Raw genomic sequence first — 13,370 nt, 5'->3', positions numbered from 1 at the left:
TTGACACAGGGACTGTGTTGTGCATAGGGATCTGGGATTAACCTGTGAATACCCCGGAATTTCGCAAGTTTGTAGAAAAAGATCCGGGACTCGGAGTTTTGCATTGGGAACTCTGGGGTTTTATAGACATAATGTCTATGTGACAACTGTGACCCATGCCCCCAGTACCCCGGCGCATCCGACACTGAATCGACCGAACATGGTTTCTGTAGGAACCGTTGTTTGGTTGTCCAGTGAGCTGATGTTCTTTGCCGGCCTTTTTGCCATGTACTTCACGCTGCGTTCCACCACTGGTGGGATGTGGGCGGAAGAAACGGCCAAGCTGAACTTCCCGTTCGCCTTGGTGAACACCTTGATTCTGGTCTCCAGCTCCTTCAGCTGCCAGATGGGCGTGTTTACCGCTGAGAACCTTCGGCCTCGCCGCACCGGACGCCTCTTCCAGTTCTCCAAGTGGGGAATGACGGAGTGGTTCCTGTTGACCTTCGTTCTCGGCTCAGTCTTCGTAGCCGGTCAGACGACCGAATACGCCATGCTGACGTCCGAGTACGTGACCCTGAATTCAAACCCCTATGGCTCCGCCTTCTACATGACAACGGGCTTCCACGGCCTGCACGTCATCGGCGGACTCATTGCATTCCTCCTCATCATCGGGCGTGCCTACGCGGCCAAGAAGTTTGGACACTTCGAAGCCACCAGCGCAATCGTGACTTCTTACTACTGGCACTTCGTGGATGTCGTGTGGATTGGCCTCTTCTTGGTCATCTACGTCCTGAAGTAGGCCGGCCCTCGGCCTGCTTCAACCCAAGTAAGAATTAGCATTTGCGGCCCTCACCAGGGGCTGCTGGATATAGATCAAAGGAACCACCAAGTGAAGGCACTTTCGCAGAAGCGACGTCATCCGCTGGCCGCACTAGCGTTGCTGGTGTTGGGGCTCATGTTGACAGGTGGGCTGTACGCCGTTGTCACAACCGTGAATGAGGCCAAGGCCGATACCACCACCTACTCAGCGCATCAGGTCGAAGAGGGCGAAAAGCTCTTCGTGGCCAACTGCGCCACCTGTCACGGCCTCGGCGCCAGCGGCACGGACGCAGGACCGTCCCTGGCCGGCGTTGGCGCTGCAGCTGTAGACTTCCAGGTCGGCACGGGCCGCATGCCCATGCAGATGCAGGGCCCCCAGGCCAAGCAGAAGCCGAAGCAGTTCACCACCGAACAGACTCGGGAAATGTCTGCCTACGTTGCCACCTTGGGTGACGGGCCGGCACTGCCGGAAGAGCAGTACCTCGACGGCGGCGGCGACGCAGCTGCTGGTGGCGAGCTCTTCCGCGTGAACTGCGCCATGTGCCACAACGCTGCCGCAGCAGGTGGCGCATTGACCCGTGGCAAGTTCGCACCGCCCCTGGCCGGTGTGTCAAACAGCCACATCTACAGCGCCATGGTCACCGGCCCGCAGAACATGCCGGTCTTCAATGACGCCAACATCAGCCCCGACGGCAAGCGCGACATCATCACCTTCTTGAACACGATCGAGAACCAGGGCTCACCTGGCGGCGCCAAGCTTGGCTCACTGGGACCGGTATCCGAGGGCTTGTTCCTCTGGACAGCCGTTCTGGGAGTCATCATCGGCTTCACCATCTGGCTGACTTCACGTACCTCGTAGTCACAAGAAGCCACAGATTCTGGCTGCATTGGCAGCCGCGAGAAACTTACATTACGACCCCGGGAAAGCACCGGGAAAAGAGAAGGATGAGGGGATTATGGGCAACCATAGTGACGGCTCGCCGACAAGCTCGGACGCCGTAGCTAAGGCTGGTCAGCAAGAGGTGGACGCGTTCCAAGATCCGGGACTGCCTCCACACCGATTGCGACTGGCTGATACGAATCCCAAGGCGGCAAAGCGGGCCGAGCGCCAGGTGGCGTGGCTGTTTGTCATTTCCATCGTGGGCACGCTGCTTTTCATGTTTGGTTACTTTGGCGTGCGCCTTGACGACACCTTCGCCGCCTTGCGCCTCCAGAACACGTTCCTGGGTTTGGGCGTGGCATTTGCCATGCTGGGCATTGGAACCGGCATTGTGCACTGGGCCCGCGCCCTCATGCCTGACCACGAAGTGGCTGAAGAACGCCACGAGCTGCGCAGCGAAGAAGACCGCTTGGCAGCTGTCCAGATCATCGACGACATCGTTGACGAGACAGGCATCAAACGCCGCCCGCTGATCCGCAACACCCTCATCGGTGCCGTGGCCCTGGCGCCTTTGCCGGCAATCGCCATCTTCCGTGACCTTGGCCCGCTCCCGGGCGATGTCTTGCGCCACACGCTCTGGAAAAAAGGCGAACGCCTTTCCCGCGATCCCGATGGCACACCCATCAAGGCCTCCGACGTCACCATCGGCAGCGCGTTCCACGTGATTCCGGAATCACTGAACGATCTCCATGAGGGCAAAATCGCCGCGAAGGCGAAGGCTGTCGTGCTCTTGATGCGCCTCAACCCGGAGGACCTCAACCCGTCCGAAGGCCGCGAGGACTGGGGCTATAACGGCATCGTTGCCTACTCCAAGATTTGCACCCACGTGGGTTGCCCTGTTGCCCTGTACGAGCAGCAGACGCACCACCTGCTGTGTCCCTGCCACCAGTCAACCTTTGACTTGACGCAGGAATGCAAGGTCATCTTTGGCCCTGCAGTCCGCCCGTTGCCGCAGCTGCCCATCGCAGTTGACGCCGACGGTTACCTTGTCGCCCAGAGCGACTTCCATGAACCTGTTGGACCGAGCTTTTGGGAGCGTGGCTAATCATGTCTGCTGCAACGCAAACACCGTTCGAAGCCAAAACACCCACCGGACGCATCACCAACTTTGTTGATGAGCGTGTCGGCGGCTCTGGAATCCTTCGTGAATTCGGCCGGAAGGTCTTCCCCGACCACTGGTCCTTCATGTTCGGCGAAGTCGCCTTGTACTCCTTCGTCATCCTGCTTCTTTCCGGGACCTTCCTGACGTTCTTCTTTGATCCGTCCATGGCAGAGACCCACTACAACGGCCCCTACGTCCCGCTCAAGGGCGTGGAAATGTCGGTCGCCTACGACTCAACCCTGCGACTGTCCTTTGAGGTCCGCGGCGGCTTGTTCATGCGCCAGGTGCACCACTGGTCGGCCCTGCTCTTTGCTGCTGCCGTGGCCGTGCACATGCTGCGCGTGTTCTTTACGGGCGCATTCCGCAAGCCCCGCGAGCTGAACTGGGTTGTGGGCGGCGTGCTGCTGATCCTCTCCCTGGCAGCCGGCTTCACCGGTTACTCACTCCCCGATGACCTGCTCTCCGGCAACGGCCTGCGCATCATCGACGGCGTGGTCAAGTCAGTCCCCGTGGTCGGAACGTACATTTCCTTCTTCCTGTTCGGCGGGGAATTCCCCGGCACGGTCATTGTTGGCCGCCTGTACATGATGCACATCATGCTGGTGCCCGCCTTGATCCTGTTGATGGTTGCCATCCACCTGTTCATGGTTGTCATCCACAAGCACACTCAGTACCCCGGCCCGGGACGCAACGACCGCAACGTCGTCGGCTACCCGCTCGGCCCGGTATACGCGGCAAAAGCCGGCGGCTTCTTCTTCATCGTCTTCGGCATCATCGCCTTCATCTCCGCGTTCTTCCAGATCAACCCGGTCTGGAACTACGGCCCGTACGACCCCTCCCCCGTTTCGGCAGGCACCCAGCCTGACTGGTACATCGGATTTGTTGACGGTGCCTTGCGCTTGATGCCGGGCTGGCTGTTCAATATCCCGATGGAATGGCACATCCCGTTCCCGTGGGGCACCAACACCCTGTCCTTCAACGTGCTTGGCCCGGCCTTGATCCCTGCAGGCGTGTTGTTCATGGTCATGTTCGCCTACCCGTGGATTGAGCGCTGGGTAACCCGCGACAACCGCGAGCACCACGTGCTTGACCGCCCGAGGAACGCCCCGACACGCACAGCCATCGGTGTTGCAGGCTTCATCTTCTACTGCGTCATGTGGGCTGCTGCAAGCTCCGACTTGATCGCCACGCACTTTGAGGTCTCCCTCAATGACGTGACGTACTGGTTGCGTGCATTGTTCTTCATCGGCCCGATCCTCGGCTTCATCGTTACCAAGCGTGTGGCCCTGGCCTTGCAGCGCAAGGACCGCGAGATCGCCCTGCACGGCCGCGAGACGGGACGCATTGTGCGCCTGCCGCACGGTGAGTTCCAGGAGATTCACGCACAGCTCGACGACTACAAGCGCTACAAGTTGGTTGGATACGAGTCACCGGTTGCCGAAGAGGGCATCCCGAACGAAAATGGGATCGTCACCAAGACGGAGAAGATGCGCAGCAGGCTCAGCAGCTTCTTCTTCGAGGACCGCGTGGCCCCGGCCGCGCCTTCGGAACTGGAGGCCGGTCATCATCACGAGGCTGTTGCAGCCAGTGACGACGACAAGGCAATCACGCACTAACGATTAACCAAAGAAAGGCCGTGGTGTGGATCCCGAAAGGGAACCGCACCACGGCCTTTTTGTTGCCTCGAACGGACCCGCCGGGGTTTCAGCTGCCAGGGCGATTCCACGGAGCGTCCACAACCGGGCCGAATTCCCGGGGCCGCTTGCGGTGCGGGGGCTGTCGTGGTCATTGGATGAGGGACGGCCGCCATCGGATGACCACGACGGCCCCCTGCGCAGTGAACAGCGTCCACAACAACGGCAAATGTCCACAAAGGCAGCGCAGTTGGGCTTGGCCAGCCGTTCCCGGCAGCTGCAGCGCACCAACAACCCCTTGGCCTGTCAGCCCTGCGCTGGTTGCCCCTTGGCCTGTCAGCCCTGCGCTGGTTGCCCCTGGCCCGTCAGCCCGAAGCTGGTCCGCCTTGGCCTGGCTGGTCCGGGCCAGTCAATCCCATCGCAGTCGTGCAGCGGCCGCAGGAGCCCGCCCTGTGGCCGCTGCGGCTGTCACAGCGGGCCGTCTAGTACATGCGCCGCGGACGCACCCCGGGGCGCTGGAGCGGCACACGGAGCTTGTAGCGGTCGGCACGGTAGAACGACACCGAATAGTCAACCGTGGACCGTGAGACAAACGCGTGGCGTTCCGTACGGAGCACGGGCGCCCCAATGTCAACCTGCAGCAAACGGGCGATTGACGGCGTCGCAGCATTTGCCTCGATGGTGTCCTCGCCCCACTCGATGACGAGCCCGTACCGCTCCCCCAGAATGTTGTACAGCGACGACGGCGGTCCGGCGTCCAGAATGCCCGGCACCCGCCATGCGGGGATGAAGTTCTCGTCAACGCTCATGGGCTCCTCATCGGCCAGCAGCAGCCTGCGGAGGCGGATTACTCCTTGCCCCTCCTCGAGCTGCAGCTCGCGTGCGAGACGGGCTGTGGCGGGAATCTGCTCAAAGGCGAGGGTCCTGGCGGACGGGCGCATGCCGCGTCGCGCCATTTCCTCCGAATAGGACGTCAGTTTGAGTGTGACGTCCAGTTTTGCCCGTGCCACAAAGGTGCCTAGTCCGACAACACGTTCCAGCAGCTCTTCCTCAACGAGGGCCTGGACAGCATGGCGCAGGGTCATCCGCGCGACGCCAAAATGGGTGGCCAGATCGCGTTCGGACGGCAGCTGACGCCCCGCTTTACTGTGGTTCAGAATGTAGTTGCGCAGCAGTTCCCGCAACTGAATGTGGACGGACACTTTCGAATCCCTGTCCAACTCCCCCGGGATGTCCTTCGCCGGTGGCACCGAATAGCCCATGAAACTCCTCTGTTCACAGGTACCAGCCTAAAACACGACTACGCTCAATACAGAACATCAACCGCCAAGGAGCTAAACCATGTACACCCGGAAAGCCACAGTGGCGGCCAGTGTGGGACTGCACGCCCGCCCGGCCGCCGTTTTTGTCAGGGCCGTCAACCGGACCGGCCTGCCCATCACCCTGACCGGGGAGGGCCTGGCCGCCGTCGACGGCCGATCATTGCTGGAGGTCATGAGTGCTGATTTCCAGCACGGCGCCGAGATTGAGATTGGCGTGGGCGCCTGCGAGGCTGACATCGACGTTGTGCGGACCGCCGTGGACCAGTTGGCTGCGCTGCTGCTCACCGACCTCACAGACCCCTCCTGACCCCGCATCCGGCACCTCCGGGCCCCGAGGGCCTCGGGCGTGTGGCGGCCGTCCACAGCTGAACCTGGCCGGACCCGGATCGCCTGACATGGATCTCCGACTGGAAAAGAAGAAGACAATAAAATAGGGTTTGTTCCCGCCTTCCGGCGGGAACAAACCCTATTTTGTGTTCAATACCCAGATTCGTGCGGGCTTAGTGTGCGTGGTCTCCACGGCTGTATTCGTAAACCCAGCCAACCAAGGCGATAACGGCCAGGCCGGCACCGAACAGGAAGACCCACCAGCCGACAGCCAAGCCCAGGAAGCCTGCTGACGCGGCAAGTCCGAGCACGAGCGGCCACCAGCTCCAGGGGCTGAAGTGCCCCTGTTCGCCGGATCCTTCGTGAATCTCGGCATCCAAGCGGTCTTCCGGTCGGGGACCAACGCGCTTGCCGGTGTAGTAGACGTATGAGCCGATCAGGAAGCACAGTCCCGACAACAGGAACAAAGCCAGGAATCCGACTTCCTCGGTCCAGTCGACCATGATGCCGTAAACAATGGCCACCGGAACGAAGAACACACCCAGGAGGATAAAGAGCCATGCTTCAATCTTCATTAGTTAGCTCCCTTCGAGGATGCTGGCACCGGCTGGGCCGGCACGTAATGCGGAGCAAGCTCCGGGTGGTGCAGATCCAGTGCCGGACGCTCCGAACGGATGCGGGGCAGTGAGGTGAAGTTGTGACGCGGCGGCGGGCACGAGGTTGCCCACTCCAAGGAAGCACCGAAGCCCCAGGGATCATCGACCTCAACCTTCTTGGCACTGCGCCAGGTGATGTAGACATTCCAGAACCACGGAATCATCGACGCACCCAGAACAAACGAGGAAATCGTCGAGAACTGGTTCATCCAGGTGAAGTTGTCCTCGATCATGTAGTCGGCGTAACGACGCGGCATGCCCAAGACACCCAGCCAGTGCTGGATCAGGAACGTGCCGTGGAAGCCCAGGAACAAGAGCCAGAAGTGGATCTTGCCGAGACGCTCATTGAGCATCTTGCCGGTGAACTTCGGCCACCAGAAGTAGAATCCTGCGAACATGGCAAACACCACGGTGCCAAAGACCACGTAGTGGAAGTGTGCAACCACGAAGTAGGTGTCCGAGACGTGGAAGTCCAGCGGCGGTGAGGCCAGGATGATGCCCGTCAAACCACCGAACAGGAATGTGACGAGGAAGCCGAGGCTCCACAGCATGGGCGTCTCGAATGTCAACGACCCCCGCCACATGGTGCCGATCCAGTTGAAGAACTTCACACCGGTCGGAACGGCGATCAGCATCGTCATGAAGGAGAAGAACGGCAGCATGACCTGTCCGGTGACGTACATGTGGTGGGCCCACACAGTCACGGACAAGGCTGCAATGGAGATCGTGGCAAAGACAAGGCCCTTGTAACCAAAGATCGGCTTGCGGCTGAACACCGGGAAAATCTCAGAGACAATGCCAAAGAACGGCAAGGCGATGATGTAAACCTCTGGGTGTCCAAAGAACCAGAACAAGTGCTGCCACAACATGGCCCCGCCATATTCGGCGTCGAATATGTGTGCACCAAATCGGCGGTCAGCGCCCAAGGCGAACAGCGCGGCCGTCAACGGCGGAAACGCCATCAGGACCAAGATAGCTGTCACCAGGGTATTCCAGGTGAAGATGGGCATGCGCCACATCGTCATGCCGGGTGCACGCAGGGTGATGATGGTCGTGATGAAGTTGACCGAACCCAAGATGGTTCCGAAGCCTGACAGGGCCAGGCCAAACACCCACAAGTCGCCGCCGACTCCGGGGCTGAACGTGGTGTTCGACAATGGTGCGTAGGCAAACCAACCAAAGGCTGCGGCACCCTGCGGGGTGATGAACCCTGTTACTGCAATGGTGCTGCCGAAGAGGAAGAACCAGAACGCCAAGGCGTTCAGGCGGGGGAACGCAACGTCGGGTGCACCAATTTGCAGGGGCATGATGACGTTGGCGAAGCCGGCGAACAGGGGTGTTGCAAACATGAGCAGCATGATGGTGCCGTGCATGGTGAACAACTGGTTGTATTGATCCTTGGTCTGCAGGATCTGCATGCCAGGCTCAAAGAGTTCTGCACGGATGATGAGCGCCATGACGCCACCGAGGCAGAAGAAGATAAATGATGCAATCAGGTACATGTACCCGATGGTCTTGTGGTCGGTTGAGGTGATCCAGTTGACGACAATGCGTCCCTTGGACACGGGAACGACCCTAGGTGCAGCCGAAGAGACTTCGGTTGCCGAGTACTCGAGCGTAGACACTTTCCTCTCCCCCCTACTTCTGATTCACAGAATTAATTGCGCCGGGATTACGGTCGTACTTCTCGGTCAACTCGCCGGTCTGGCCCTTTGACTTCAATTCAGCCAGGTGGGCGTCAAACTCAGCCTGGGTGACAACCTTGACATTGAACAGCATTTCCGAGTGGTACTCGCCGCAAAGCTCTGCACACTTGCCGTCGTACGTGCCCAGCGCCGTGGGCGTGAGGGTCATGTAGTTGGTCTTGCCCGGGAGCATGTCCTTCTTGTCCAGGAATGCAGGCACCCAGAAGGAGTGAATCACTTCACGGGAGTTCAACTGCAGTTCAACCGAACGGTTCACGGGCAAATACAGTGTGGGCAGCGTTGACTTGTCGAACGGCTTGCCGTCCAATTCAGCCTGGACACCGACGGAATACACGGATTCCGTGACGTCGTTGCCGGCCAGGTAGTTAAAGTCGAATGACCACTGCTTGGCCCGGACGTCGATGGTGACATCCGGATTGTCGTCACGGGCATTGATGGACTGCTGTTCCACATCAGTGAAGTGGAAGAACACCAGCACCATGAACAACGGCACCAAGACGTAAAAGATCTCCAACGGGAGGTTGTAACTGGTCTGTCGGGGGAAACCAGTGGCACCCTTGCGACGACGGTACGCAATGATGCACCAGATGATCAAAGCCCAGGTGATGAGGCCGATGATCAAGACTGTGATCCAGGTATTAACCCAGAGATCGATGATCCCAGCCGTGTGATTGGTGGTATCACGCTCGGCTGGCATCCAGCCATTCTTATTCTCTGCCGTGCATCCTGACAAAGCTAACGCTCCGGCAATCGCCAACCCTGTTAGGGGGATGACTTTTGCGCGTCGGCTGCCGGTTCGGTCCTGCGAACTCACAGACGGCCCTTCCTCTTCTTACTGTGCTCTGCAGCGGTCTATTCCCGCCGGAGCTTAATGGGTTTTACTACTCGATGTAGAGCTTACCGCTATGGCAGGCAAAAAGCGCACCAAACCCTCCGTGCGTCGGATGTCCGTCAGGAATTTTTTCCGACTGACTCTACATCGAGTAGAAATCGGTGCTTAGTGGAACGAATCACCGCAGGCGCAAGAGCCGCCGGCATTCGGATTGTCGATGGTGAAACCCTGCTTTGAAATGGTGTCCTCAAAGTCGATGCTTGCACCGTCGAGGTAGGGCACGCTCATCTTGTCGATGACAACTTCAACACCTTCAAAGTCGCGCACGGCGTCTCCGTCAAGCATCCGCTCGTCGAAGTAGAGCTGGTAGATCAGGCCTGAGCATCCGCCAGGCTGAACTGCCACGCGCAGGCGCAGGTCCGTGCGGCCTTCTTGTTCAAGCAGGCTGCGCACCTTGCCGGCAGCTACATCGCTGATCAGCACACCGTGGGTGGGCAGTTCGGCCTGAGCAACAGCGGCAGATGAGGTTTCTTCGTGGACATTTGCTGTCATGGCATTTCCTTACGTGAGAGTACTACTACATGCTACGTCGGGCCCGGCAGGGGCGCTAACTTATGTCAACCATAGTGTCATGCCTTCTGTTCCCCGGCCCCCTCAAGCGCACCTTGGTTGATGGCTGCCAGCAGGAGCGCCTGGGCCACAATGGCCTTCTCAAAGTCGCCCAGGTGCAGTGATTCGTTGGCGCTGTGCGCGCGGGAATCCGGGTCTTCCACGCCCGTGACGAGGATTTGGGCGTCCGGGTAGGTGGCCTTCAGGTCTGCGATGAATGGAATGGAGCCGCCCATGCCCGTTTCGACGGCGGCGACACCCCACGACTCGCCCAGCGCCCACAGTGCTGCCTGCGCGGCGGGGGCCTGGGTGTTTGTGGCGAAGGCCTGGCCGGCCTCTCCGGGGGTGAACGTGGCCATTGCACCGAAGGGTGCGTGTGCCAGCACGTGCTCCTTGAGTGCCGTCATGGCCTCCGAAGGGTCCTGTCCCGGTGCCAGCCGCAGGCTGATCTTGGCCCGGGCCGAGGGCAGGAGTGTGTTTGAACTCATATCCACGCTGGGCATGTCCATGCCGATGACTGACAGCGCCGGCTGGGCCCACAGCCGTGAGGTGATGCTGCCCTTGCCCGCGAGCCGGACGCCGTCGAGCACGGCAGCGTCCGCACGGAAGGTTTCCTCCGGATAGTCCACTGCAGGCTCCGGGCCCCGGTGCAGACCCTCGACGGCGACCGAACCCTGATCGTCATGGAACGTGGCGATCAGGCGGGCCAGAAGGGTGGGGGCATCGAGCAGCGGCCCGCCGAACATGCCGGAGTGCACCGCATGGTCAGTGACCCTGACCTCGACTGTGCCGTCGACAAGGCCGCGCAGGCTTGTGGTCAGCGCAGGGATTCCCACCTGCCAATTGGCAGAGTCGGCAACCACGATCACGTCGCCGGCCAGAAGTTCGCGGTACTCCTTCAGGAACGTGCCGAAGGTGGGCGAGCCAGCCTCCTCCTCACCCTCGATGAAGAAGGTCACGCCAACGCCAAATTCCTCACCCAGGGTCTCGGACATGGCCCGGAAGGATGCAATGTGGGCCATGATGCCCGCCTTGTCGTCGGCAGCGCCGCGTCCATACAGCCGGCCGTCGCGTTCCTGTGCCGTGAAGGGTGCGCTGCTCCACAGCTCCCTCTCCCCCGGAGGCTGCACGTCATGGTGGGCATACAGGACCACAGTTGGCTGGCCCGGGGCTGCAGCCTTCCTGGCCACAACGGCGGGACCACCCTGGCCGCCGTCGTCCTTGGCAACCCGGAGGATCTGCACATCGTCCAGGCCGGTGGAGCGGATCAGCGCGGCAACCGCCTCGGCACTGCGTTCAAGTTGCGCGGCATCAAAGGCGTCCCACGCGATGCCGGGAATGGCCACGAGCTCCACCAGCTCCGCCACCGTCTTGGCGAAGCTGCCTGCCACGCGTTCGCGCAGCGCGGCTGTGGGCAGTTGGGCTGTAATGGATGTCAGATTGGCGCCACGTTCAGTGGCTGCCGCTTGGTGATGGGTCATATTCCACAGACTACCGTCGCAGAAGTCGCCCCGGTCAAGCTGAAGAGCCGGTTCGGGGTATCCTTTATGGGTGTTTGGACGTAAGAAAGATCAAGCCCCCGACCCGCAGATAACGCCTGCCTCCGACGAGCAGATTGCCCGGTTCAAGGACCCGCAATCAGCCAAGGGCGTGCCCACGCCCTCACGCAGGGCACAGGAAGAGGCCCGCAAGCGCCCCCTGGTGCCCAACGATCGGGCCGCCGCCAAGGTTGCCGCCCGTGATGCCAGGCGTGAGGAACAGGCACGGATGCGCCGCGCCCTCGACACCGGCGAGGAGCGGTTTTTGCCGGCCCGTGACAAGGGACCCCAGAAGCGCTACGCCCGCGACTATGTCGACGCAAGGTTCAGCCTGGGTGAATTCGTGATGTTTGCTGCGCTGGCCATCGTGCTGCTGACAGTCATCATCCCGGTGCGGAACGCCGACGGCAGCTCCAACAACTCCCAGCTGATCATCTTTGGCTTGTTCTGGGTCATGGTTGCCTTTGTGGCAGTCGACGTGTGGCTGATGTCGCGCAAAATCAAGAAGCTGCTGGCCGCGAAATTCGGCTCCGTGGATTCCGGCGTCGTGTGGTACGGAGCCATGCGCTCAATGCAGTTCCGCCGCCTCCGCCTCCCCAAGCCCATGGTGCGCCGTGGGGAATGGCCTTCCTGACCCAAGCAACACCCAGCCCGGACGCAACCCGCCGGCCGCTTCCCCACGGAAGCGGCCGGCGTCGTTATTTAAGCATGGATGCATAGGCGTGGATGATTTTAGTCGTCGTGGGCAGGCATGCCCCTGCACAGTGGATGCGCCGACCGTCCCCCCACGCGCTCCCCATCGCTCGCGAGCTCGCGCGGGGCCCCTCGCCCGCTAGGCTGGGTGCATGGAATACCGCTACCTCGGCCGTTCGGGCCTGAAGATCACTGAAATCACCTACGGCAACTGGCTCACCCACGGCTCCCAGGTGGAGAACGACGTCGCCACGGCATGCGTGCGGGCCGCGCTCGACGCCGGCATCACCACCTTTGACACGGCCGACGCCTACGCCAACGGCGCCGCCGAGGAGGTCCTTGGGGAGGCCCTGGCCTCTGAGCGGCGCGAGTCCCTTGAGGTGTTCACGAAGGTCTACTGGCCGGTGGGCCCCAAAGGTCCCAACGACACTGGCCTGTCCCGCAAGCACATCATGGAAGGCATCAACGGTTCCCTGCGCCGCCTCAACATGGACTACGTGGACCTCTACCAGGCGCACCGCTACGACCATGAAACCCCGCTCGAAGAGACCATCGCCGCCTTTGCCGACGTGGTCCGCGCGGGCAAGGCGCTGTACATCGGGGTCTCGGAATGGAACGCTCAGCAGCTGCGCGACGGGCAGCGCCTGGCCCGCGAGGCCGGATTCTCGATCGTTTCCAACCAGCCGCAGTACTCGGCGCTGTGGCGGGTCATTGAGCCCGAAGTGATTCCGGCGGCAAAGGAGCTGGGCATGTCGCAGGTTGTCTGGTCCCCCATGGCCCAGGGCGTGTTGAGCGGCAAATACCTGCCCGGCGCTCCCCTGCCGGCAGGGTCCCGCGCCACCGACGAACACGGCGGCGCCAACACCATCAAGGCGTTCCTCAACGACGACATCCTCACGAACGTGCAGAAGCTGCAGCCCATCGCTGGCGAACTCGGCCTGAGCATGCCGCAGCTGGCTATCGCCTGGGTGCTGCAAAACGACAACGTCGCCACCGCCCTGGTGGGTGCGTCGCGCCCCGAGCAGGTCGCCGAAAACGTCAAGGCGTCAGGCGTGAAGATCCCGGCCGAGCTCATGGCAACGATCGACGACGCCCTGGCGCCGTCGGTCGTCAACGACCCAGCCAAGACTGTCAGCCCGCCCACGCGCGTGGCGTAACCGGCACAAGCAAGCCCTGCCCCTACGTCGGCAGCCCCTCGCGAGCAGTAAGATTT

At 61.2% G+C, this 13,370-nt stretch carries 13 protein-coding genes; 7 read left to right on the top strand and 6 right to left on the bottom strand.

Going from position 1 to position 13,370, the window contains the following annotated elements; all coding sequences use genetic code 11:
* Window positions 1-139 precede the first annotated feature (139 nt).
* The 4 genes from ctaE (at window position 140) to qcrB (ending at window position 4,456) form a co-directional block, all read left to right on the top strand.
* Window positions 140-778: an aa3-type cytochrome oxidase subunit III gene (gene ctaE, locus AC1L6K_RS12240; protein ID WP_480949144.1), complete on the top strand. Its 639-nt coding sequence runs from the start codon at window positions 140-142 to the stop codon at window positions 776-778.
* 90 nt (window positions 779-868) lie between these two features.
* Complete coding sequence (qcrC, locus tag AC1L6K_RS12235; RefSeq protein WP_480949143.1) at window positions 869-1,657, top strand: cytochrome bc1 complex diheme cytochrome c subunit; 789 nt, start codon at window positions 869-871, stop codon at window positions 1,655-1,657.
* 97 nt (window positions 1,658-1,754) lie between these two features.
* Complete coding sequence (gene qcrA / locus AC1L6K_RS12230) at window positions 1,755-2,783, top strand: cytochrome bc1 complex Rieske iron-sulfur subunit (protein WP_480949142.1); 1,029 nt, start codon at window positions 1,755-1,757, stop codon at window positions 2,781-2,783.
* Window positions 2,784-2,785: 2 nt separating this feature from the next.
* Window positions 2,786-4,456, top strand: coding sequence for a cytochrome bc1 complex cytochrome b subunit (gene qcrB, locus AC1L6K_RS12225; RefSeq protein WP_480949141.1), 1,671 nt, complete (start codon window positions 2,786-2,788; stop codon window positions 4,454-4,456).
* Between the two features lie 500 nt (window positions 4,457-4,956).
* On the opposite strand, the gene AC1L6K_RS12220 is transcribed toward qcrB, so the two are convergent.
* Window positions 4,957-5,736, bottom strand: coding sequence for a GntR family transcriptional regulator (locus AC1L6K_RS12220; protein WP_480949140.1), 780 nt, complete (start codon window positions 5,734-5,736; stop codon window positions 4,957-4,959).
* A 79-nt stretch (window positions 5,737-5,815) separates the two neighbouring features.
* Here AC1L6K_RS12220 and AC1L6K_RS12215 point away from each other — a divergent pair, with 79 nt between their 5' ends.
* On the top strand, window positions 5,816-6,103 hold the full coding sequence (locus tag AC1L6K_RS12215; protein WP_480949139.1) for an HPr family phosphocarrier protein: 288 nt from the start codon (window positions 5,816-5,818) through the stop codon (window positions 6,101-6,103).
* Window positions 6,104-6,296: 193 nt separating this feature from the next.
* Here the strand turns inward: AC1L6K_RS12215 and AC1L6K_RS12210 are convergent, their stop codons facing one another.
* The 5 genes from AC1L6K_RS12210 to AC1L6K_RS12190 all read right to left on the bottom strand — a co-directional run bounded on the left by AC1L6K_RS12210 (window position 6,297) and on the right by AC1L6K_RS12190 (window position 11,407).
* Window positions 6,297-6,698: a cytochrome c oxidase subunit 4 gene (locus tag AC1L6K_RS12210; protein ID WP_480949138.1), complete on the bottom strand. Its 402-nt coding sequence runs from the start codon at window positions 6,696-6,698 to the stop codon at window positions 6,297-6,299.
* Entirely contained in the window at window positions 6,698-8,404 is a 1,707-nt protein-coding gene (gene ctaD, locus AC1L6K_RS12205) for an aa3-type cytochrome oxidase subunit I (RefSeq protein WP_480949137.1), read from the bottom strand. Before ctaD ends, AC1L6K_RS12210 begins: the two co-directional genes overlap by 1 nt.
* A gap of 13 nt (window positions 8,405-8,417) precedes the next feature.
* Window positions 8,418-9,299, bottom strand: coding sequence for an aa3-type cytochrome oxidase subunit II (gene ctaC / locus AC1L6K_RS12200; protein ID WP_480949136.1), 882 nt, complete (start codon window positions 9,297-9,299; stop codon window positions 8,418-8,420).
* Window positions 9,300-9,482: 183 nt separating this feature from the next.
* On the bottom strand, window positions 9,483-9,869 hold the full coding sequence (locus tag AC1L6K_RS12195) for a HesB/IscA family protein (protein WP_444530183.1): 387 nt from the start codon (window positions 9,867-9,869) through the stop codon (window positions 9,483-9,485).
* A 77-nt stretch (window positions 9,870-9,946) separates the two neighbouring features.
* On the bottom strand, window positions 9,947-11,407 hold the full coding sequence (locus AC1L6K_RS12190; RefSeq protein ID WP_480949135.1) for a M20/M25/M40 family metallo-hydrolase: 1,461 nt from the start codon (window positions 11,405-11,407) through the stop codon (window positions 9,947-9,949).
* Between the two features lie 70 nt (window positions 11,408-11,477).
* Between AC1L6K_RS12190 and AC1L6K_RS12185 the strand changes: the two genes are divergently transcribed.
* Both AC1L6K_RS12185 and AC1L6K_RS12180 read left to right on the top strand, forming a co-directional pair.
* Window positions 11,478-12,098, top strand: a complete 621-nt coding sequence (locus tag AC1L6K_RS12185) for a DUF3043 domain-containing protein (protein ID WP_480949134.1) — start codon at window positions 11,478-11,480, stop codon at window positions 12,096-12,098.
* A gap of 211 nt (window positions 12,099-12,309) precedes the next feature.
* Entirely contained in the window at window positions 12,310-13,314 is a 1,005-nt protein-coding gene (locus tag AC1L6K_RS12180) for an aldo/keto reductase family protein (RefSeq protein ID WP_480949133.1), read from the top strand.
* Window positions 13,315-13,370 lie beyond the last annotated feature (56 nt).

The sequence above is a fragment of the Specibacter sp. BI4 genome, assembly GCF_056680095.1.
The sequence above is the reverse complement of the archived record's forward strand: the minus strand, read 5'-3'. Positions and strand labels throughout refer to the sequence as shown.

What these genes read in the sequence shown, in the direction of transcription:
- qcrA (WP_480949142.1), top strand. Translation starts at nt 1,755, where the DNA reads ATGGGCAACCATAGTGACGGCTCGCCGACAAGCTCGGACGCCGTAGCT.
- qcrB (WP_480949141.1), top strand. Translation starts at nt 2,786, where the DNA reads ATGTCTGCTGCAACGCAAACACCGTTCGAAGCCAAAACACCCACCGGA.
- AC1L6K_RS12220 (WP_480949140.1), bottom strand. Translation starts at nt 5,736, where the DNA reads ATGGGCTATTCGGTGCCACCGGCGAAGGACATCCCGGGGGAGTTGGAC.
- AC1L6K_RS12215 (WP_480949139.1), top strand. Translation starts at nt 5,816, where the DNA reads ATGTACACCCGGAAAGCCACAGTGGCGGCCAGTGTGGGACTGCACGCC.
- AC1L6K_RS12210 (WP_480949138.1), bottom strand. Translation starts at nt 6,698, where the DNA reads ATGAAGATTGAAGCATGGCTCTTTATCCTCCTGGGTGTGTTCTTCGTT.
- AC1L6K_RS12195 (WP_444530183.1), bottom strand. Translation starts at nt 9,869, where the DNA reads ATGACAGCAAATGTCCACGAAGAAACCTCATCTGCCGCTGTTGCTCAG.
- AC1L6K_RS12190 (WP_480949135.1), bottom strand. Translation starts at nt 11,407, where the DNA reads ATGACCCATCACCAAGCGGCAGCCACTGAACGTGGCGCCAATCTGACA.
- AC1L6K_RS12180 (WP_480949133.1), top strand. Translation starts at nt 12,310, where the DNA reads ATGGAATACCGCTACCTCGGCCGTTCGGGCCTGAAGATCACTGAAATC.